The following is a 22,967-nucleotide window of genomic DNA, read 5'->3' as shown; positions in this document are numbered from 1 at the left end:
GTTATTGTTTGATGTAAACAGTTATTTCTGGAAAAATATCACCTATCTAACTAATTAATTTTAAATCTTGTATTGTGTTTTAAATCAGAAGAATAGTGGTTTGTGTTTAGCAGGAATATCAATGAATTTAGACTTCTGAATATCTTCAAAAATAAAAAGCAAAAAAAGTTGTAAAGACTTTCTGTCTTTAATTGGTAATATTCTAATAAAATGGTATTTTCGCCCACTATATTTTCAATAAATTAAACTTATAATGGCAGTTTTAAATAAAATCAGACAACGATCCGTTTTCTTAATTGTGATTATCGCATTAGCGCTTTTCTCATTTGTATTAGCGGATTTGATTCGAAATGGAGGAGCGATTTCTCAAAAAGCAGCAAATACAATTGCTACGATAAATGGAGAAGAAATTGATAGAACTGATTTTGCAAAAAAAGTTGAGGCAGCATCTAGAAATTTTGGATCCAATGGATCTAATATTCAGACTGTAAACTACGTTTGGAATCAAGAAGTGAGACAAATAGTTTTTGATGGACAGTTTGAAGAACTTGGAATTAGAGCCGGTGCTGATGAAGTAAATGACTTATTAAAAGAAGGATTGGCTAATAATCCAACTTTTCAGAATGAAGCAGGTGTATTTGATAATGCAAAAATGCAGGAATATGTAGCTAGTATTAAGTCAAACCCTGCTGCTTATCAGCAATGGACAGATTATAAAATTTCTTTAGGTAAAGGAGCTTTAGAGCAAACATACCTTAATATGATTAAAGCAGGAGTAGGTGTTACACTTAAAGAAGGTGAGTTAGCATATAAAATGGAAAATGATGTAGTTGATATCAAGTATGTTCAACTTCCATTTTCTTCTATTGAAGATGCCGATGTAAATGTATCAGACGCTGAAATTCAGGCATATGTGGATAAGCATCCTGAGTTGTATAAGGCTGAGGCTTCAAGAAATATGAGATATGTGTTCTTTAAAGAAGAACCAAGCCAGGAAGATGAAGACGCATTAACGGCAGATGTTGCTAAAGTTATACCAGAATTCAAAACTGCTGAAAACATTGAAGAATTTGTAAATGTAGATCAAAGTTCTGCATTAAAATACGATGATCGTTTTGTGTTTAAAAAGGATTTACCTGCAACTGTAGCAGATACATTATATAATGTACCAGTAGGTGAGGTGTTTGGACCTTATAAAGATGGGAAATTTATAAAAATATCTAAGGTTGTTGCTCAGACACAATTACATGATTCTTTAAAAGCTAGTCATATTCTTGTTTCCTGGAAAGGATTAGGTACAGCTGGTGATACTGAGCGAACAAAAGAAGAGGCTAAAACACTTGCAGATAGTATACTTACAGTTGTTAAATCTGATAAAGCACAATTTTTAACATTGGCTAAAGGTTTTTCTGCTGATACTTCTAATAAAGATAAAGGTGGAGATTTAGGTTATTTCCCTCCGGGAAGAATGGTGCCTGCATTTAATGACTATATTGTTGATAACAATGTTGGACATATTGGAGTTGTTGAGACTGCTTTTGGATATCACGTAATTACTATAGAGGATAAGAAAAATGAGCAAAAGGCTGTAAAATTAGCTACTGTGGCTCAAGAAATTGAAGCTAGTGAAAAAACAATAAATACTATTTTCACAGAAACGACAAAATTTCAGATTGCTACAAAAGATGCTGATTTTGCAGAGAAAGCTAAAGAAAGTGAGTATGTTGTTCGTCCGGTGAATAAGATTAGCGAATTAGCAGAAAACATACCTGGATTAGGAGCTCAGAGATCTATTGTGCAATGGTCGTTTAATGAGGAGACTAAGATTGGAGATGTAAAACGTTTTGACGTAACCGATGGATATGCTGTGGTACAGTTAACTGCTAAAGCTTCTAAAGGTGTACAAAAAGTAGAAGATGCTAGCGCTTCTGTAAAACCAATTCTAGTTAAAGAGAAAAAAGCAGAAATGCTTAAAAAGAAAATTTCTGGAAGTACGTTAGCAGATATTGCTAAAAATCAATCTCAGACAGTGAAAACCGCGTCAGCTTTAAGTATGAAGACACCTACTATAAGTGGTGCTGGAACAGAACCTAAAGTGGTTGGAGCAGCATTCGCTTTAGAAACTGGTGGGATTACTAAGCCAATCGTAGGTAATAATGGAGTGTATGTAGTAGAAGTTACTAAGAAGACTCCAGCTAGTGGATTGGATACGTATATGAGTTACGCGGCTCAGGAGTCTAAGACACAAGCCAATGCGGTTAATACTAGAGTGTTCAATGCACTTAAAGAAGCTGCAGAAATAGAAGATAAAAGAGCTAATTTCTACTAGAAAACTAGTTTTCTAAAATATAAAAAAACCTGAAGAACATATGTTCTTCAGGTTTTTTTATTGCTAATGGTTATATGATTTTTCTAGTTCTTTCCTCTCACCTTTTGCTCCCATTTCCAGGCAGAGGATAGTGCTTCATCCAAACTGCTCTTGGCTTTCCAGCCAAGTTCTTGGTTAGCTTTGTCCGTATTAGCATAAGCCGAGATAATATCTCCTTCTCTTCTATCTACAATTTTATAATTTAATTTTTGCTGAGATACTTTTTCAAAAGATTGTATAACCTCTAATACAGAGCTGCCAGTTCCGGTTCCTACGTTAAATACTTCATAATTAGATGTATTAGTTTTATTTAGAAGACGTTGTAGGGCAATCACGTGAGCCTTGGCAAGATCAACGACATGTATGTAATCTCTAATACATGTTCCATCCTCTGTTGGGTAATCATCACCAAATACAGAAAGTTCTTCTCTAAGCCCAATTCCTGTCTGCGTAATAAACGGAACTAAATTCTGAGGAACTCCAATAGGTAGTTCACCAATTTCTGCAGAAGGGTGCGCTCCAATAGGATTAAAATAGCGCAGTGCAATTGCATTCAGGTTTGGTTTTACTTTACAGGTGTCTTTTATAATTTCTTCACCAATTTGCTTTGTATTTCCATAAGGAGATTCTGCAATTTTCACAGCTGCATTTTCAGTAATAGGTAATTCATCTGCTTGACCATATACCGTACAAGAAGAACTGAAAATAAAACTGGTTTCATCTTTTTTCTGTAGTTCTTGGAGAATATATACAAGTACGCTGATATTATTTTCATAATATAAAAGAGGTTTTTCTACACTTTCTCCAACAGCTTTGGATGCTGCAAAATGAATGACACCTTCGATATCCGTATGACGTGTAAAAAAGTCCTGGACCTTATTTTTTTCCCTAAGATCGAAGTTTTCAAAAATTGGCAGTTTTCCTGTAATAGCCTTAATTCCGTTTAGAACATCGGTAGAAGAGTTAGAGCAGTTATCAATGATAACGACATCATATCCTTCGTTTTGTAATTCTACTACTGTATGTGATCCGATAAACCCCAATCCACCGGTAACTAGTATTTTCATTTTTTTTGTTTTCAAGAGTTTTATTGTAATAGAGTGTAAAGTTAATATAATACTGGTTATAACTAAAAATAGATCGGGATTTAGTTTTAGTAGTTGTCAGAAAATCAAGTAAGTGCTAATGACTAACACCGTAATAATAGCACCAACTATGAAAGCGTATTTCCATGGGGTTGTATCTATCACGTTTGTAGTTATAGGTACATAAATATCTGTTTTTGGTTTAAGAATCCCAATGATAAACATAATGGCTACATTAATTACAAATAGAATTCCCATAATGTGTAAAAAATGTGGATATGCTTCAGCTTTGATAACAGCTAATTGGTCTATATCTGTAATACCATTAGAAGCTGCTTCAGATAATGCTTCGTTTGTAAAATAAGGACCTAGGATAAGTAAACTCACTAGGTACATAAGAACTCCAGCAATTAATACTACTTTAGCTCCAAGAGCAGGTACCTTTTTTGTAAGTATCCCAATGATAACTACTGCTAAAATAGGAACACTTAAACTTCCTAAAGCTTGCTGAATATAAGAAAATAATCCTTCTGGAGCATTAGCAATAAATGGCGCGATTGTCATAGAAATCAGAGCAACGATAAGTCCAAATAATTTTCCTGCTTTTACCGTCTGAAGATCACTTGCATCAGGTTTAAAGAATTTTTTATAGAGATCAAATCCAAAAAGTGTCGCACTACTATTTAATAAACTATTAAATGAACTTAATACAGCACCAAAAAGTACAGCTGCAAAAAAGCCAAGCAATGCAGGAGGAAGTACTTTACGAACAAGTTCTGGATATGCTTGATCTGCAGAATCAAGGTTTCCATTAAATACATTCCAGGCTATAATACCGGGAAGTACAACTATTATAGGAATAAGGAATTTTACAAAGGCTGCAAGCATCATTCCTTTTTGCCCTTCTTTTAAACTTTTTGCACCAAAAACACGCTGTAAAATGGATTGATTAGTTCCCCAATAGTACATCTGTGCTATCATCATTCCTGTAAAAATAGTTCCTACAGGAATAGATGAAGTAACTCCTCCGGTAACATTAAACTTATCTTGATTTTCTGCCCATAAGGTATTGATACCATCCATCATGCTTCCATCACCAACTAACTTTAATCCAAAGTATGGAATTAGCAGTCCGCCTATTAATAATCCTATAGCATTTATAAGATCTGATACGGCAACCGCTTTTAGCCCTCCAAAAATGGCGTATATGACCCCTATGAGTCCAATGCTCCATACACAAAGCCAAATAGTAGAAGATTTAGACCAACCTAATAACGTTGGTAAGTCAAACATGGTACTAAAGGCTAATGATCCAGAATATAGAATTGTAGGTAGTAGTACGATACTAAATGCTACCAGAAATAAAACAGATAATATTGCTTTTGTATTTTCGTCAAAGCGTTTTTCTATAAACTCAGGAATTGTAGTAATACCGCCTTTCATGTATTTAGGAAGTAGCCATATAGCAGTAAGTACCATGGCAATGGCAGCTAATGTTTCCCAAGCCATAACTAGTACTCCTTCTGTAAAGGCTTGCCCATTAAGCCCTACAATCTGTTCTGCAGATAAATTTGTAAGTAATAATGAACCTGCAATGGTTATGGCACCAAGACTTCTACCTCCTAGATAGTATCCATCGGCAGATTTTTCGTCAGTGCTCCTGGTTTTCCACCAAGCATATATTGCTACAAGTAATGTAAATCCAATAAAAGAGAATATTCCCATTTGTGTTATATGTTAAATGAATTTAGAAAATCTATCGATTTCATGTTTTAATTTTAAGCGATTTCATGTTCATAATATGTGGATGCATCTTGTAATAATAAATCCAGATATTTATTTTCGTTTTCCAGGCGTTGTTCATCCCATCCTAAATATTTTATAAGGTCTTCTTGTACCATAGATCGATATTGACGTGCACTATTAATGTCAAAATATAATCTTCCGGTTCGTCGTACAAAAAAATCCGCCAATCCATTAATCATCTCATGATGTACTCCATACCATACTTCTGACCGTATTAATTTTTCTTCGATAGAATCATTTAAAAAATAACCTACTTTATTTATGATAGTATTAGCTTGTTTACCGTATGTGGTGGCTAGATACCATCCATAATATTCATCTTGTACGTTTAGTTCTTTTAGCTGTTGATTAATTTCCAGAAGATATTTCTCGACTTCCTCGGTATCTTTTAGGGGATCACTGGTAAGAGGAATGTTTTGAGTAAACGATTTTGAAAACTGTTCCCTTTTCTTAGAACTCATTGTTTTCAGAACTGTATCGATTACACGTTGTGCCATTTTTCGATATCCGGTAAGCTTTCCTCCGGCAATTGAGATTAACCCTGTTTTAGAAACAAAGATCTCATCTTTTCTAGATAATTCTGAAGGGTCTTTACCATCTTCGTGTATAAGTGGCCTTAGTCCCGCCCAATTGGATTCTATATCTTCTATTGTTAGTTGCACAGTTGGAAACATGTTATTTACTGCATCTAATAAGTATTGGGCATCTTCTTGTGTAGCTACAACACGATTTAAATTAGCTTTGTAGTTGGTGTCGGTAGTTCCAACATATGTTGCCCGACCTCTTGGAATAGCAAAAATCATTCTTCCATCAGGAACATCGAAGTATACAGATTGTGTAAGCGGAAACCGTTCTCTAGAAAAAACAATGTGCACTCCCTTAGTAAGATGCAAGTGTTTGTTATTCATAGAATGATCCTTTTCTCGTAATAAATCTACCCAAGGACCTGCTGCCGAAACATAATTTCGTGCTTTGATAATAAATCTTTTTCCTGAATTATGATCTAAACATTCTAAACTTTTAATCTTTCCTTCATCATCATAATTAAAAGTTGTCATTTCACAATAGTTGATAATATTAGCTCCATAAGAGGCTGCTTTTTTCAGAAGTTCTACAGTAAGTCTTGCATCATCAGTTCGGTATTCTGCATAATAACCTCCTCCGGTAAGACCATTTTTATTTAATAAAGGTTCTTTTGCAATTGTATCCTCTATGCTGAGCATTTTTCGTTTGTCATCTCCTTCTACATTTGCCAAAAAATCATATACTTTTAACCCAATAGCGGTCATCATTTTTCCATAGGTTCCTCCTTCTATTAATGGTAACAGCATCTTTTCTGGCACTACCAAATGCGGGGCAAGTTTATGAACAGTAGCTCGCTCACTACCAGATTCTTTTACAAGTGCGATTTCCATTTGTTTAAGATATCGCAATCCACCGTGAATAAGTTTTGTAGATTTATTACTGGTTCCAGAAGCAAAATCGTTTTTTTCTACTAAACACACTTTTAATCCTCTAGAAGCAGCATCTAAAGCAATTCCTGCCCCAGTAACTCCTCCGCCAATAATGATGAGGTCATATTTAGTTGTCTGAGCTTTTTGCAATTGTATGTGTCGATCAAGAATAGAGAATCGAATTGGACCTTCTTCTTTAGCAGAGAGCATTTTAGCGTTAGAAGATTTTGTGCGTTCTACCGCTTCTTTCCATCCGCTGTATTTTCTGTTTCGCTCGTGTTCTGTAATCTGGGGTTTAAACCTGGTATCTACAATTCTAATTTTTGAAATATCCTTTTTTGTCCAAACCCCAGCTTTTATCCCTGCCAGGAATGCAGCACCAAGTGCTGTTACTTCTAACATTGCAGGTCGATCAACTTCTACATTTAGAATGTCGGCCTGAAATTGCATTAAATAGTTATTAGCAGATGCTCCACCATCTACTTTAAGTTCTTTCATGAGTTTACCACTATCTTCTATCATTGCGTCTAACACATCACGAGTTTGATAGGCTAAGGCGTCTACAGTAGCTTTTATGATTTCATTTTTTCCTGAATCCAGTGTTAGTCCGTAAATAGCGCCTTTAGCATTCATGTCCCAATAAGGAGCTCCTAAACCTGCAAATGCAGGAACTACGTATAAACCTTCTGAAGATGGAGTGGATTTGCAGATTTCTTCAGTTTCTGAAGCTTTTGTAATAACTTGTAATTTATCACGCAGCCATTGCACAGAAGCGCCTCCAACAAAAACGCTACCTTCTAAGGCATATTTTATATTGTCTTCCGGAAGACTGCAGCACAAAGTAGTTAGTAAGCCATTCTTAGACTGATACGCTTTTTTTCCTGTATTTAACAATAAAAAACAGCCAGTTCCATAGGTGTTTTTAGCAATTCCGGATTTGTAGCCTCCTTGTCCGAATAAAGAGGCTTGTTGATCTCCGGCAACGCCATATATCGGAATTTCTTTTCCTTGATAAGAAATACTTCCAAAATCGGATGAAGAATGCTGAACTTCAGGCAGCATGTTCTTTGGAATATTTAATGCATTTAGCATAGTTTCATCCCATTCTAATCGTATAATATTATACAACATCGTTCTGGATGCATTAGAATGATCCGTGATATGCTTAGCACCATTAGTAAATTTCCAAATAAGCCAGGTATCAATTGTACCAAATAATAAATCTCCTCTTTCGGCTTTTTCTCTGCCACCTTTTACATTATCTAGTATCCATTTTAATTTTGTTCCAGAAAAATAAGAGTCAATTACTAATCCAGTATTTTTAGACACATAATCTTCTAGCCCAATAGATTTAAGATTTTTACAAATTTTCGATGTTCTCTTATCTAGCCATACGATAGCATTATAAATAGGCTTTCCTGTTGTTTTATCCCAAACTACCGTAGTTTCCCTTTGATTAGTGATGCCTACTCCTGCAATCTCATCTATACTTATTTTGGATACAGACAATACTTCTTCAAGTACTTCTTGTTGATGCCTGAAAATCTCAATAGGATCGTGTTCTACCCATCCTGATTTAGGATAATGTTGAGTTAATTCTTTCTGAGCAATACCGCAAATAGCACCTTTATTATCAAAAATGATGGCTCTGGTACTTGTAGTTCCTTGGTCAAAAGCGATAATATATTTTTTATTCATCAGAGGATGTTTGACTTTATTTCTATATACTTTATTTAGCTATCGATTTTCTATAATTATCTTAAAAAACAACAGATATTTCAGGATATTCATCAATTAATTATAAATATCTAAATTATTTAGGCAATGAAAAAGAGAATTGCTAATTAAAAAAAATGTAATCGTTTGTATTATTTTTTATATCGGGTATTATCATTTTTATTGTTTTTTTAATAGAATACTTCAGGTTTCGGTATTCTTTTCTAATATGATTAAGCCACAAATGGGGACTTTTATCTGAATAGCACCTATGAGAATTATTATATCACATTCGTGTACTTTTTTTCCGGTACAATCATAGGTAACACAGTTATATGCTCCATAATTTTGATTGCTACTTAATATGATCTTGGTGTTTAACTGCCCATTTATGATATCAACTCTATTTGTTTTTTCTTCGAAATCAATAATGTAATTATCAAATAATCCAATAATTGTATGTTCCTCTAAAGAAGATTTAAGTACAGGATAGTTTGCTAAAGGTTTTTGTGGGGTAAATTTTCCTTTTAAGAAGACATCGGAATGATTCCTCCAATAGTGCGTATAAAAATGGATCATTGACAACTCATCTGATGTTGCTTTTTGGAGTAAAATAGAAAGTTGCGGTACTCCAAATAAAGTATTCACTAATTGTAAAGCTTTTATTTCTAAAGGTTCTTGTGCGTGATACGTAAACATATCACTGTGTACAGCAGTTTCGCCACAAAGCATCTTGATATCGGTAATTCTTACTCGATTCATCACAGAATCACCTGGGCAGTCAAATGCTCTAAACATATTACCATATTTGCGCATAGCCGGACCTGTATATTTTTGACGAAATTCGATAACAACTTCTGGATTAATAGCGTGTAATGAACTTATGATATCTGTCATTAATCGATCTACTGCCAGATTCACAGAGGAGTAATCCCTTCCTTCTTCTTTAGTTAGTTTGGTACTGGGATATACTTTAAATTCATCGATGAAATCCAGTTTAAAACCGTCAATTCTCCAGGTTTTTAATGCATTTACATATAAGCTTACCAGATATTCTCTTACTTCAGGATACCTGGGGTCAAATACAGGAGCCCAACGATGTTCTTCTGTAAGGAATTTACCTTTGAATTTTTGATACGCTTTCGATTTTTTACCGCAGAAAGGAACGGAATACCACAAAGCTAATTTCATTCCTGTAGTATGGATTTTGCTGACAAAATTTTTCATTTCAGGAATTCTCTCAGGATACCAATCACCCGTATAATCATACCCTCTATTTTCATCATTGGTTTGCCATCCGTCATCAATTATTATTAACTCGTATCCTAATGTGTAAGCAATTTTACATTCTTTAATGAGATCATCTTCATCGAGTTTTTGATGAAATTGGTACCAGGTAGAATAAACCGGAACTTTTGCGAAATCAGGAACAATTGCCGGAGTGAGATTTTCAAAACTCTCCCACCATTTCCCTACATTTTTTAAAGACTCCGAAAAAGGCTGATGACTTTGATCAATTCTTAGTTGTGCGTTATAGCCTGTAATTGTGTGATATCTTTCTGTAAAAAATGAAATATGACAATAAATGCAATTATCTTCTTCTCTATATAATGCATTTAATTTTTTAGTATTTATAGCATCAGAACAGGCAAATGTAATGATGTTACTGTCATCATGACCAAATAAAGAAATTACAGGAGAATCTACAGAAATTCTTGATTCCATATGATCTAGTTCCCAATCATCCATGATTCTTTTGGTAAAATCCGTTGTAGGTTTCCAGACTCCTTTTACATTAATAACAGGGATCTTCCATTTAAAAGTCACTTTTTGTGGTTGAAATTTAGTTTCAGATGAAAAATTAATATTATATATAGTAACCCCATTTTGTTCTTCAAGTAGGGTTATATCAACTTGAAAATCCTTGGATTCTTGTATTACCTCTATATTGTGAGTAACTATTTCTTTCATGTACTTTTTATCCTTTGATGTTTTGTGAAATCAGTTTTTTGCTAAAACATTTCTTTTTTTGATTATACTATGCACCACTATACTATCATTGTTTTGTGTGGCAAAAACTAATTTTTCTTTATTTTTCTTTTGGACTGAAATGATATGATTAGATTGCTTTGCAACCAAAAAACCACTTTTACTATTTTCTATTGGAATAAATCCTTTTTTTGAACCTTTTAGATGTATCCCAATCATTGCATCGTGTCTGCCGTAATTGGCTTCTGCGGAATAATTATTGCCCACCATCAAAACATCTTTAAAACCATCTTGATTGATATCTTCTACAAGGAAATCATTGATAGGGGATCGTTGACAAACTTGAGGTAAATAGGATACTTTAAAAACGTTGTTTCCTATATTCTCTGCGTAAATTGATTGAAATATATGAGCACTGAGAGTTTCTTTGTCTAAATCATTGATGTTTAATAATTCCTGAAAGCTGACTTTGGCAAATTCATTGTATGTAGGGAATCGTTTTTTTAAACCCACCAACTGCTTCATAATGTCATCTCGAGTATGGATAGGTTGAAGAGATAAGCCATCAGTAGTTTCGAAATACTGAGCTAATACGGGATCGATACTTCCGTTATTATCAAAATCCTTTGTGTAAACATATACAGCTTGATCAAACATTGGCTGTATGAATCCATTGGTTCCCTGATTACCTGCAAGTATATCCTGATCGCCGTCATTATCGAAATCCGCGAGCGTTATACTGTTCCACCAACCAGACATTTTTATTTTTTTTCCTTCTGTATCTTGCCATTGTATAGGGATTTCTTTTGCTCCGTCTTTGTTGATATCATAGATGGAAATAGGCATCCACTGTCCAACTACGATTAGTTCTTTAGTCTTATCATTATCAATGTCTGCCCAAGTAGCATCGGTCACGATACCAGGTTTAGAAAATGAAATATTATTATTTACAGACAGATTACCTTGTTCATTGGTTAGTACATAACTAGGAGTATGAAATGGATATTTACCTGGCAGAACACCACCGCCGATAAAAATGTTTTGGGATCCATTAGTATCTACATCATCTGCAACAACACAAGTTGTATTTGTTTTAATTTTAGAAAGAACTTTGTAATTTGATATAGAAAAATGCCCTTTTCCATTGTTAATGTATATTCTATCTGTTAGTAATTCTTCGTTACTACCTGCGTCACTTCCTCCGCTTCCGATATATAAATCTTTATCTCCATCGTGATCTATGTCAATAAACAATGAGGCAGTGTCTTCATATTTGATATCTAATTTTTGAATAGGTCTATAAATTCCATTTTGGTCTTCAGCAAAAAGAATTCCTGGAACATTTTTACTACCTCCAATGAAAATCTCGTCGCCTTGTTGATTGTCAATGTTTCCTTTTATAATACAAGGACCTAAAGCATTAAATTGATGACTTAGTAATGATTGTTGTGTATAATCATTTAAATAATTCTCTGTATGCAAGTAAGAAAACGAAGTATGCTCTTTTTTAAAAATTAAATCAGTTTCTTTTTCTAAACTCTTGTTTGAAGCATCTTGATAGTTAATAGGTAAGAGTTGGTTCGAGGAGATGTTTTTTTGTGTGCTAACATTTCCGTCAGGCCATATTATTTGTAATGAGTCTACTCTTTCTGAGTGAATACCAAAATGAATAGTAGGTTCTACAGATGATAAATACCCTTTAACAGTAGATTGATATTGTGTTTGTTTACTGCCATTTTCCCACAAAGTAATTTTTGATCCTATGGCATTTCTGTTTCTGTCAGTTCCTTTTAGTTGTATTCTCAAGAACTTTTTACCTTTTTCTGAAGTATGATTTTCTAAAATAAACGCCGGACTGTTAATATTATTTATAACCAAATCTATATCTCCATCCAAGTCTAAGTCTGCATAGGCAGAACCATTAGAGTATGATTTTTGATTCCCTATCCATTGAGAAGAAACATCAGTAAATTGAGTTTTACCATTATTTTGATACATCACATTAGGAAGATGAATTCCCGGAAGTTGTTCAACAAGACTTTTAAATTTCTCTTTTCTAGCCGCAGGAGTTCCAAAGATGTTGTTGTATTCTGAGTAGTTGATAAAATCCAAATCGGTAATATCTTTTACATAGCCATTGGTAATGTAGATGTCTTTATTCCCATCATTATCATAGTCTGCAATTAATGGTGCCCAACTCCAATCAGTACTAGCTATACCTGAAGCAAACCCAATTTCTGAAGCTGGAAGTATTTGATCTTTTATAAAACCATTGTGCAATTGTAAGGTGTTATGAATATATTGAGGAGTGTACCCATTTCTCTGGGACAATAAATATTTATCATAATTATTGGAGCCTAACATTTTCTTTTGTCGTTCATAATCCTTCGGAAGCATATCGACTACCATAATATCGGGTAGAATATCATTGTTGATATCTGCTACATCGACTCCCATTGCATTGTATGTTTGCTTAGATAAAACTTGTTGATTGATTTCATCAAATCCAAGATGCATCCCAATAGTGTCAGTTCCTTTGTTTATATACAAAAGATCATTAGTAATAAAATCATTACTGATGTAGATATCTGGTAAATTATCATTATTAAAATCATTGATAGCTATGCCAAGACCAAATCCTTTATGAGTGATTCCTAAACTATCGGATACGTTGGTAAAGTATATTTGATTCGTATCTTCTTTAGTTTTGTTTTCTAATAAATAATCTGATAAATGTTTAGGTTGGTATTTTTTAGGAATAGGGGTATTCCTATCTCTTTTTGTATTTCCATTATGAACAATATACGCATCTAAATCGCCATCCAGATCATAGTCGAAAAAAACAGTTTGTTGACTGTAATTTCCATCATCTAATCCATAAATTGAGGCTTGCTCTTCAAAATAGGGGATGCCTTTTTCGTTTAATCCCTTGTTTATGAATAACAAATTGTTGCAATCGTTATTGCATTGAGCTCCACCAACATTGAGATAAATATCATCTAATTCATCTGAATTTATGTCTACAATACTTACTCCAGTAATCCAAGAATTTGTTTTGAAATGGGACTCAATAGAGATATCTTTAAACTTCATATCACCCAGATTTAAATATAGCTTACTAGATGTTTGATTTGCAGTAAAAACAATATCTGGTAAATTGTCATTATTAAAATCACCGATGCCAACACCTCCACCATTATAACAATATTGAAAATCAATAACATTGATAGAATCGTTTTCAATAATTGTATTTTGAAAAATAACTGAGCTATGTGAAGATGGAACCAGCGTAAATAGAAAATCTTCTGAAGGCTGTTTTTTACAACCAAAAAGTAATAGAATTAGAGCGATATGAATTAGATTTTTTTTCAAAAAAAAGGTGTTATAAAATTTTCAAAACCAAGCAAACTTTCCCCTGAGTTTGCTTGGTTGACTAAAACAACTAAATATTACAATCAAACAATTACTTATACTATACGTTTAGTATCCATCATTTTGATCTAAGTTAGGATTGGCTTGTAATTCTGGTAATGGAATCCATAAAAGTTCATCTTGTCCAGTAGTAAATACAGCTGCTGGTCCTGCAAGAGATTTAGGATGACGACCTCCTGCTACAGTAGAACCAGGGCCTAATATATCATCTGCTAATTCCCAACGTACTAAATCGAAAAAACGATGCCCTTCGCCGGTTAATTCCATAATCCGTTCATCTATAATAGCTTGCTCTACTTCTTCTTTGGACAATGTATTAGGTAATAGCGAAATCTGTGCGCGTTCTCTAACTTGATTGATAAATGGTATGGCATTTGGCGTGGCGCCATTTTCATTAAGAGCTTCGGCTAGCATTAATAATACATCAGCATATCGTATGATTCTCCAGTTAGTTCCTAATGTATGTCCAAAACCAGGAATTTCTGCGCTAGATAAGCCTTCATCTAAACCTGCGTATTTCCTGGAAAATAGAGCAGGAACTCCTCGCCTTTCTGCGATTTCGATGCTTGGAGCGAAATCCTCTATAAACGGAGCTCCTCCATATCCAGTAGCTCCAGGATAATCAAAGGCAATGGTTACATTTCTTCTTACCGTATCTCCATTATCTTCAAAAACTTGAAGAATATGTGGATTTATAACATGTCCTTGATCTAAACTTACATGTGGAGGAGAGTAATCAATGTACCAATTGGATTGCGATCCTGTAAGTGGTGAATCTGCTCCCCAAACAAAATTATCTTGTTCTACATATTGAAGTTCGTATACAGATTCTGAATTATTTTCTACAGAAGAGTTAGACGAAAAATTATTCCCATAATTCTCAGAAGGAAGTAAAGAATATCCTAGTGTAGTTACTTCTGTAAAGTCCGTAACTGCATTTGCCCAGTCTTCCATATATAAATAGGTTTTTCCCCGTAATGCAAGTGCTGCTCCTCTGGTAGGACGTCCTACATCATTTGCTCCCCAAGATTGCGGAAGTCTGTTGACTGCTTCAGTAAGGTCTGCGATGATTGCTTCATTAAACATTGCCGGTGTTGCGTTAGAAGGAAAAAATTCTTCCGGGTTTTGCGTGTCAGGTGTTTGCATAACAAGTGGAGCAGTTCCAAAGAGATTTAATAAATACCAATTACAGAATGCACGTTGAAAATGTGCTTGTCCTAAAATTTCATTTTGAACTTCTCCTGATAGCACACCATTTTCTGCATCTTCTTCAATAATTTTATTAGCTCTAGCGATAGATTGATATAATTGAGGGTACAAGTCTACCGCCCATCTAGAGATGCCTGGCTGTCCTTCTAAAGTAGACATAGTTGTATTTTGTTGGAACGGTATTACGTTAAAGGCATCTGATCGCAACATAGCACCGGTATGGATAACTCGTCCCCAAAATAAAACAGCAGTTAAAGGATGGTACATCCCATTTACAGCAAGTCTAAAGTCATTTTCCGTTTGGAAGAATTCAGGTTCTGCTACATTATTTGGGTTTGAAATGTTAAGGTCTTCTTCGTTACAACTATAATATATTACTACAAAAAGTAATAACGTTATAAAAGGAAATAGTTTTTTAATTGTTTTCATATCGTATTCTTTTGTGTGTTTTTAAAATGACATTTGTATCCCAATCATAAAGGTACGAGGCCTAGGTTGCGCCCTTACATCAAGTCCTCTGTCAAAAACAGAATCAGCACTAGTTAATGGTGTAAAACCAAAGAAACCACGATTAGTTCCTAATCCACTATTGTTGGATCCTATTTCGGGGTCGTATCCAGAATAATTTGTAATAGTAAATACATTCTGAATATTAGCAAATACTCTAGCATTAGATACCCATTCTTTTCCTATAAAATCATTAAAGTTATATCCTATTTCGAGGGTTTTCAGACGGAAAAAAGAACCATCTTCTACAAAGAAATCTGATGGAAGCTGGTTTCCGGCAGTGTCTTGTGTTGTTACGCGAGGAAGATTAGTATTTGGGTTCTCAGGAGTATACGCATCTCTTACAATTCCAAATTTGTTATCATCCAAGAAGAAATACCCAAAGAATTTGGTAACATTGTAAATTTCGTTTCCTTGAACTCCATTAAAGAAGGCTCCAAGATCCCAATTTTTATAATTTACAGACAGGTTAATACCATATGTGAAATCTGGTGTTGGATCACCCAAAGAGGTTTGATCTTCGTCATTTATTCTACCGTCATTATTAATGTCTACTCTTCTAAAATCCCCTGGTTGTAGCAATGCCCTGCGGTCCGGGTCATTAGCGAGAAAAGGATCGTTGTCTATTTCTGCTTGGTCATTATAGATTCCATCTGTCCTAAACCCAAAGAAAAATCCTAAAGGTTGTCCAACCTCAAAACGATTTGCTCTTAATCCTTCTTCATTATATGAAGGACCTACAATTGGGTTTGGAGAATCTGTTAATTCATTTTGGATGGCAGAAATATTAAAACCTACATTAAAGGTCAAATCACCACCTTTGTCATAGCTATAAGCTGCTTCAAATTCAAAACCTTTATTATTAATAGATGAAGCATTTTGAAATACTGGGTTTACAGATCCATTAGAATCTGGAATTGCTACAGCTTGGATAACATCTTCATTATCTCTATTAAAATAATCTAAGCTTAGTTTTAAATTATTGTCTAATAATGAAGTGTCTACACCAAAATTGATAGTTTTTGATGTTTCAAAACTTAAGGTGGGATCTACTAAACTTGTAATAGCAAATCCCGGAATTTGTCCGGAAGCACCTCCAACCGTGATCGGAGAATTAGGTTCTACTACGGATTGATTTGAAAAAGGATCCACATTTTGAGATCCTAGTTCTCCATATCCAGCTCTAAGTTTAAGTGAATTAAAGAGTCCGTCTTGATTAAAGAAGCCTTCATCACTAATGACCCATCCAGCAGAGAAAGAAGGGAATGTACCTGTATTAAATCCATCTGCAAAAAGAGAGGTCTTATCACGACGTACGATAGCAGTAAACAAATATTTTTGTTTGTAATTATAGTTTACACGTCCAAAAGTTGAGAAAAGTTTATTATCAAAACGTCCTCCACCTGAGTTTATAATATTATCAGTAAACTGTGCTATATTGGTTATATTATTACTAGGAAGCCCTTCCGCATAAATTGCAATTGTGTTTGTAGTAATGTCCTGTCGAGCACTCCCTATAAGAACATCAAAATTATGTTCTCCAAGACTTTTTTTATAATTAAGAGTAGGCTCGACATTTGTAGCATAGCGTTCTCCTCTAACTTCAGTAAGATCATTGAGGGGATTATCATTTACTTCACTATCTATATTACTTTGAAAGAATGTGGGTTGAAATGTATTTCTATAAAAATTAGTGTATTCGGTTCCTACATTTAGTTTAGCAGTAAGCCCTTCAATAATTTCATAAGAAAAATTCATGTTTCCTAGAAAATTACGTTCTATATTCTGATCATTAACTAATTGTGCGTTTGCAAATTTATTAGTCCCTCCAATTCCGAAAACAGGATCACTAATAGCTTCAAATCCCCCTTCATTTTCAGGAGCAAAAGGACGAATAATAGGAACAGTACCTCCTTGATTTCCAAAAGCATTATTACGTGTAAAGCGGTTTTCAGAAAACCCGAAAGATTCCTGGATTTTAAGCTTTCCTATTTTAAATTCACTATTTAGACGTATATTTTTACGGTTGAATTCTTCACTGATTAATAATCCTTCTTCATCATAATAATTCGCACTAAAAAAGTATTTTGAGTTTTCACCACCACCAGATATATTAAATCCAAAATCTTGAATTGTGCCTGAGTTTATGCTTAAATCTTGAAAATCTGTGTCGATTCCTGGATCAGGTATGTTTCCAGCAAGACCATCGTTAATTCTACGTTGGTTAAGAAACGCGATATACTCGGAACCGTTAAGTAAATCAAGTTTTCTAGGCTGCGTGTTAACTCCACTTCGTATGTCGATATTTACGGTAGGAGAAGAGTTTTGTTTACCTCTATTGGTAGTAACTATAATCACTCCATTTGCAGCACGAGAACCATAAATTGCTGCAGATGTTGCATCTTTTAATACTTGAAGATTTACAATGTCTTTTGCATTTAAGAAATTTATATTATCAGAAATAGCACCGTCAACTACGTATAGGGGGAAGGAATTAGTTAAAGAACTTACCCCACGTACAAAAACATTTGCAGGGCTACCAGGCGCACCACCTGCTGTTTCAACCTGAACTCCTGCAAGCTTACCTTGTAAGGCTGAGGTTGGGTTTGCTGTAACGACTTGTGCAATGTCTTCAGACTTGATCTGGGATATAGCACCGGTAACATCTCTCTTAGATTGTGAACCATATCCTACAATAACTATTTCATCTAATGCTGCAGCATCTTCCTCAAGTGTTATATCTATAGTAGTTCGACCATTTGTCGGTATTTCCGCAGTTATAAAACCTACATAACTAAATATTAAAATGGCATTATCGGCTACATTATTTAGGGTATACCTACCATCGAAATCTGTAGTGGTACCATTATCAGTCCCTTTTACTAAGATGTTAACTCCGGGCAAGGGGCCATTCGGTTCATTTACTGTTCCCAAAACAGTTTGTTGTGCGCTAGCCAGGATGGTTGTTAGGCCAATGAGTAACATCATGACACGATTAAATATTTTTCGCTTCATATGATTTGTGTTTGTTAATAGTTTTTTTCTGAGTTGAAGTTAGATGAGAGTATTTAATTATGCTATGATACTCTATGCTACTTCACAAAAGTAAAATATTTATTTTGATATCAAAAAATAAAATCACAATTTTTTGAAATATATGTAATTAATCAATCAAATAAATAAGAATTTGTGATAACACCTTTTTGTTGTCAATAAATAAATGACCAAGTTTTGTGTGGGAAAAACAAGAGTAATGTAGACGAACGATATCGGCTTGTAGCGTCTAAAAGAGAAAAAGTCTATAGAGAATTACGCTGTCGGAGATAAGTAGGAACAATTTCTTGAATAGGTTTTCCTTCTTTAACAAAATGAGCTGCTTTTTTTGCAATATATGTGAAATCAGTAGAAATTGTCGTTATACCACCAAAAGCAATCTCTTTTATAATATTATCATCATGAGCCAGAATACCTATATCCGATCCAATTCGATATTCCATTTTTCGGGCATCTTTTAGAACCTTCCAAAGTTGCGTGTCACTAATAGAAAAGTATGCCGTACTTTTTGTCAATGTATTAGGTTCATAACTATCTACTACTTCGCCATTAATATCGTAATCCGATATGTAACGATTAAAAGCATGTAGAATTCCTGGAGGGAAATCAGAGTATTTCTTAAAGAATAATACAAACCTTTTGTATTTTTTTATTTGGGTAGTAAGCTCCACTAGTTTTTGATATGTTACTTCCTCAAATTCTTGAGAAATATAGGAATAATCTTTGGGCATTTTTAAATACCGGTCTACAATTAATAATCGGTCAGACGGTATTTGTTTCATCATTGATGAAACTTCTTTTTCCTGAATTGGCGCTATAACATACATGCCATATTTACGTGATATATTATCTATTACTGTCTTAAGTAAAGTAAGATTATTGTGGTGAAAGAAAATATCAATATGGTATTTTTTACCAAGCTCCTTTCTAAAAGTATTGTAAAAATCTTCCTGAAAACTATGGAATGCAAATAAAATTAATGCCACCTTTAATTTTACATTAGTTTCTTCACTAATGATATAATATCCCTTAAGATTTTTGGATTCTACGAGTCCGCGTTCTTTTAATTCGGTATATGCTTTCACAAAAGTTTTTCTGGCATATCCTACTTCTGCTACCATTTCATTAATAGAAGGTAATTTGTCTCCTACTTTTAAAACTCCAGAGTCAATTGCACTTATAATCCCGTTAACAATTTGTTCGTGCTTCGATAGTGTATTTATATCCTGAAGGTCGTATATTTTCTGAAGTAACGATGACATAGTAATTGTGAGTTCTAAAGTCTATAAATTTAAGCTTAAATACTAGATTTCAAAATTATATCCCGATTCTTGTAGTCTTTGATATTTGATACGGTCAAATTTATATAGATAAGCGCCTTTTTTAGAACCACTTTTGTCTTTTTCTTCAAGTTTGATAATTACATCAAAAGAAAGTATTTTTTTTCGAAAATTTCTAGGGTCTAATGGTTTTCTATAAATAGCCTCGTACAATGCTTGTAGTTGGGGGATAGTAAACTTTTCTGGTAAAAGTTCAAAACCGATAGGTTTATATCTTGCAATTTCTTCAATTCTTTGTAGAGCATCGGATACCATAAGATTATGATCTAGAATTAAATTGGGAATTGTATCTATGTCAAACCATGCTGCTTGGTTTTCTTTAACTGTATTTTTTATATATTCATTAATGCGTATTAAGGCATATTGGGCAATTGATACACAACGGAATCCTGGGTCTCTATCTACAGAACTATATGTTTTTAGCTCTTTCATATATACATTTTGAATACCAGTAGATTCTTTTAGAACCCTTTTTGAGGCTTCAGAAACACTCTCTCCGATTTTCACAAAACTTCCGATAAGAGATAATGAATCTTTAAAAGGGTTTATTTTTCGATTAAAAACTAACAACTTTAGTTTTCCGTCTTCAAACCCAAAAATGATACAATCAACGGCAACATAAAATTTATCTTTTTCTTGGTATGAGTTCATGCTATCAGTTAACAGGTTTGATTTTCCCGAAATGGATTTAGATGCAAATTAGTAAAAAATACAGCATTAATAATAAATGTAAAAAATACATTTATTATATTTGTTTGGTTTTCAGAATTAAAATAGGTATTTGTTTCAGTCCTATTTATCAAATTATATTGAAAAAATGGCAATAAATAAGAGTTTTGTAAAAGGCTTTAAGTCAGAATTGATTGTTCATTCTCCAGGAAGAATTAACTTTATTGGGGAGCATACTGATTATAATAATGGATTTGTTTTACCTACTGCCATAGATAAAAAAATAGTATTCTCTTTTCAGAAAAATGATTCTGAGCATGTGTGCAAAATTTATAGTTCAACTTATGATAAAATGCTTGATGTAAATCTATCTGAACTAGAACCAAGTAAAGAAGAATGGGAAAATTATATATTAGGAGTACTTAGTGAAATCTCTAAAATTTCGCAGGAAGTAAAAGGTTTTAATTGCATTATTGATAGTCAATTACCTATTGGCGCTGGAATTAGTTCTTCTGCCGCCTTAGAATGTGGCTTAGCTTATGGACTTAATGAACTTTTTAATCTTAACCTCTCTAAAATAGAACTTGTCGAGCTTTCACAACGTGCAGAGCATAACTATGTTGGAACTAAGTGTGGGATCATGGATCAATTCGCATCTGTGATGAGTGAGGATAAGAAAGTAATTCTTCTGGATTGTAAATCAAAATATTATCGACTAATCGATGCTAATTTTGAACCTTATAAAGTTTTATTGCTCAATACAAACGTCTCACATAATCTAGCATCTAGTGAATATAATACCCGTAGAGATGAATGTGAGAAGGTAAAAGAAATTATTTCTAAAAAATATAATAAAGTCAAATCTCTTAGAGAAGTAACTAAAAGTATGCTAGATGAATTTAGAGATGAACTTACTGATGTCCTTTATCGGAGAGCTTATTATATAATTGAAGAAAATAATCGAGTGCTTCAGGCTTCAGAATTACTAGAAAAAGAAGATGTACAAGGTTTTGGAGAATTAATGTATCAGTCTCATAGAGGATTACAGCATTTGTACGAGGTGAGTTGCCCTGAATTAGATTTTTTAGTAGATTTTTCTGAAGATTATAATCAGATCGTTGGTTGTAGGATGATGGGTGGTGGTTTTGGAGGATGTACTATTAATCTAATACATTCTGATAGTGTTGATGACTATTGTCTAAATGTCAAAAAAGCATATAGAAAAGAATTTAATATCGAGTTAACCTCTTTTGTAACTGTTCCGAGTCAGGGAACTATAATACGAGCTAATGGAACAAAACATTAATCAAAATCCGCATAGAAGATTTAATATCTTGACGGGAGAATGGGTCTTGGTATCACCTCATAGAACCAAAAGGCCATGGCAAGGAAAAACAGAAGAACATTCCAAGTTTTCTAATATATCCTATGATGAAGACTGTTATTTATGTCCTGGAAATACAAGAGCTAGTGGTGATATCAATCCCAATTATCAAAAACCATTTTCATTTATTAATGATTTTTCAGCACTATTGTCTGAGATTCCTAATGAAAAATTTGAGGTAGGGTTACTTCGGGCAGAAACAGAAATAGGTATATGTAAAGTAGTTTGTTTTTCACCTAATCATGGGTTGACACTTCCTATAATGAAAGTAGAGGAAATAGCATCAGTAATTGAACTTTGGAAGCACGAATTTAGTGTTTTGGGAAATATGAAGGATATAAATTACGTGCAAATATTTGAGAATAAAGGAGCAATTATGGGATGTAGTAACCCACATCCTCACGGACAAATATGGGCTCAAAAATCGATACCAGAAGAGGTTAAAAAGAAAACAATACGGCAAAAAGAATATTGGGATACACATAAAAAATCACTTTTGTTGTCATATTTAGAGCAAGAGTTAGAGCAGGAAGAAAGAATTTTAATAGAAAACAATCATTTTGTAGCATTGGTTCCATATTGGGCAATTTGGCCCTATGAAACTATGATTATACCCAAAAGAAATATTCAGCGCATAGACCAATTAACGAAGGAAGAAGTAGTCAGTTTTGCAGAAATCATAAAACAATTAACTACAAAATATGATAACATTTTTAAAACCTCATTTCCTTATTCGGCAGGAATACATCAGGCTCCAACAGATGGCTTAAACCATGAAGAATGGCAGATGCATATGGCATTTTATCCTCCATTACTTAGATCATCGAGTATAAAGAAATTTATGGTAGGTTATGAAATGTTTGCAAATCCCCAGAGGGATGTTACTGCTGAGCAAGCGGCTAAGACAATTAGAGAGCAGCCAATAGAGCATTATTCTTTGCAGTTATAAATGAT

General features: G+C 33.8%; 12 protein-coding genes. 3 read left to right on the top strand and 9 right to left on the bottom strand.

The features are described 5' to 3' along the window. Positions 1–253 precede the first annotated feature (253 nt). Positions 254–2,329 (top strand): peptidylprolyl isomerase, encoded by a 2,076-nt coding sequence (locus tag Q0910_RS14465; protein WP_299217959.1) that lies wholly within the window; start codon positions 254–256, stop codon positions 2,327–2,329. Between the two features lie 83 nt (positions 2,330–2,412). Here Q0910_RS14465 and galE read toward each other — a convergent pair whose 3' ends face one another. The 9 genes from galE to Q0910_RS14420 all read right to left on the bottom strand — a co-directional run bounded on the left by galE (position 2,413) and on the right by Q0910_RS14420 (position 20,611). Further along, the gene (gene galE, locus Q0910_RS14460) at positions 2,413–3,435 is read right to left on the bottom strand and encodes a UDP-glucose 4-epimerase GalE (protein ID WP_299217957.1); all 1,023 of its coding nucleotides are present in this window, start codon (positions 3,433–3,435) and stop codon (positions 2,413–2,415) included. A 96-nt stretch (positions 3,436–3,531) separates the two neighbouring features. After that, positions 3,532–5,178, bottom strand: a complete 1,647-nt coding sequence (locus tag Q0910_RS14455) for a solute:sodium symporter family transporter (RefSeq protein WP_299217955.1) — start codon at positions 5,176–5,178, stop codon at positions 3,532–3,534. Positions 5,179–5,231: 53 nt separating this feature from the next. Further along, positions 5,232–8,411: a glycerol kinase GlpK gene (gene glpK / locus Q0910_RS14450; RefSeq protein WP_299217952.1), complete on the bottom strand. Its 3,180-nt coding sequence runs from the start codon at positions 8,409–8,411 to the stop codon at positions 5,232–5,234. Positions 8,412–8,633: 222 nt separating this feature from the next. Then, positions 8,634–10,400 carry a glycoside hydrolase family 36 protein gene (locus Q0910_RS14445; RefSeq protein WP_299217950.1) on the bottom strand — a complete coding sequence of 589 codons (1,767 nt, stop codon included), beginning with the start codon at positions 10,398–10,400 and terminating at the stop codon, positions 8,634–8,636. Between the two features lie 30 nt (positions 10,401–10,430). Further along, positions 10,431–13,790, bottom strand: a complete 3,360-nt coding sequence (locus tag Q0910_RS14440; RefSeq protein ID WP_299217948.1) for a VCBS repeat-containing protein — start codon at positions 13,788–13,790, stop codon at positions 10,431–10,433. A gap of 108 nt (positions 13,791–13,898) precedes the next feature. After that, a complete protein-coding gene (locus Q0910_RS14435) occupies positions 13,899–15,488 on the bottom strand; it encodes a RagB/SusD family nutrient uptake outer membrane protein (protein WP_299217946.1) in 1,590 nt (529 codons plus the stop codon). 21 nt (positions 15,489–15,509) lie between these two features. Further along, positions 15,510–18,581, bottom strand: a complete 3,072-nt coding sequence (locus Q0910_RS14430) for a TonB-dependent receptor (protein WP_299217944.1) — start codon at positions 18,579–18,581, stop codon at positions 15,510–15,512. 284 nt (positions 18,582–18,865) lie between these two features. Further along, a complete protein-coding gene (locus tag Q0910_RS14425; protein ID WP_299217942.1) occupies positions 18,866–19,882 on the bottom strand; it encodes a GntR family transcriptional regulator in 1,017 nt (338 codons plus the stop codon). Between the two features lie 42 nt (positions 19,883–19,924). After that, complete coding sequence (locus Q0910_RS14420; RefSeq protein ID WP_299217939.1) at positions 19,925–20,611, bottom strand: NUDIX domain-containing protein; 687 nt, start codon at positions 20,609–20,611, stop codon at positions 19,925–19,927. A gap of 166 nt (positions 20,612–20,777) precedes the next feature. On the opposite strand from Q0910_RS14420, the gene galK reads away from it, so the two are divergent. Together galK and Q0910_RS14410 are read left to right on the top strand one after the other, a co-directional pair. Beyond that, positions 20,778–21,935, top strand: a complete 1,158-nt coding sequence (gene galK / locus Q0910_RS14415; protein ID WP_299217937.1) for a galactokinase — start codon at positions 20,778–20,780, stop codon at positions 21,933–21,935. Then, positions 21,919–22,962, top strand: a complete 1,044-nt coding sequence (locus tag Q0910_RS14410) for a UDP-glucose--hexose-1-phosphate uridylyltransferase (RefSeq protein WP_299217935.1) — start codon at positions 21,919–21,921, stop codon at positions 22,960–22,962. Before galK ends, Q0910_RS14410 begins: the two co-directional genes overlap by 17 nt. Positions 22,963–22,967: the final 5 nt, after the last annotated feature.

The sequence above is a fragment of the uncultured Aquimarina sp. genome, assembly GCF_947495315.1.
Taxonomy (GTDB): domain Bacteria; phylum Bacteroidota; class Bacteroidia; order Flavobacteriales; family Flavobacteriaceae; genus Aquimarina.
The sequence above is the reverse complement of the archived record's forward strand: the minus strand, read 5'-3'. Positions and strand labels throughout refer to the sequence as shown.

What these genes read in the sequence shown, in the direction of transcription:
- galK (WP_299217937.1), top strand. Translation starts at nt 20,778, where the DNA reads ATGGCAATAAATAAGAGTTTTGTAAAAGGCTTTAAGTCAGAATTGATT.
- glpK (WP_299217952.1), bottom strand. Translation starts at nt 8,411, where the DNA reads ATGAATAAAAAATATATTATCGCTTTTGACCAAGGAACTACAAGTACC.
- Q0910_RS14430 (WP_299217944.1), bottom strand. Translation starts at nt 18,581, where the DNA reads ATGAAGCGAAAAATATTTAATCGTGTCATGATGTTACTCATTGGCCTA.
- Q0910_RS14425 (WP_299217942.1), bottom strand. Translation starts at nt 19,882, where the DNA reads ATGTCATCGTTACTTCAGAAAATATACGACCTTCAGGATATAAATACA.
- Q0910_RS14410 (WP_299217935.1), top strand. Translation starts at nt 21,919, where the DNA reads ATGGAACAAAACATTAATCAAAATCCGCATAGAAGATTTAATATCTTG.
- Q0910_RS14445 (WP_299217950.1), bottom strand. Translation starts at nt 10,400, where the DNA reads ATGAAAGAAATAGTTACTCACAATATAGAGGTAATACAAGAATCCAAG.
- Q0910_RS14420 (WP_299217939.1), bottom strand. Translation starts at nt 20,611, where the DNA reads ATGAACTCATACCAAGAAAAAGATAAATTTTATGTTGCCGTTGATTGT.
- Q0910_RS14455 (WP_299217955.1), bottom strand. Translation starts at nt 5,178, where the DNA reads ATGGGAATATTCTCTTTTATTGGATTTACATTACTTGTAGCAATATAT.
- galE (WP_299217957.1), bottom strand. Translation starts at nt 3,435, where the DNA reads ATGAAAATACTAGTTACCGGTGGATTGGGGTTTATCGGATCACATACA.
- Q0910_RS14465 (WP_299217959.1), top strand. Translation starts at nt 254, where the DNA reads ATGGCAGTTTTAAATAAAATCAGACAACGATCCGTTTTCTTAATTGTG.
- Q0910_RS14435 (WP_299217946.1), bottom strand. Translation starts at nt 15,488, where the DNA reads ATGAAAACAATTAAAAAACTATTTCCTTTTATAACGTTATTACTTTTT.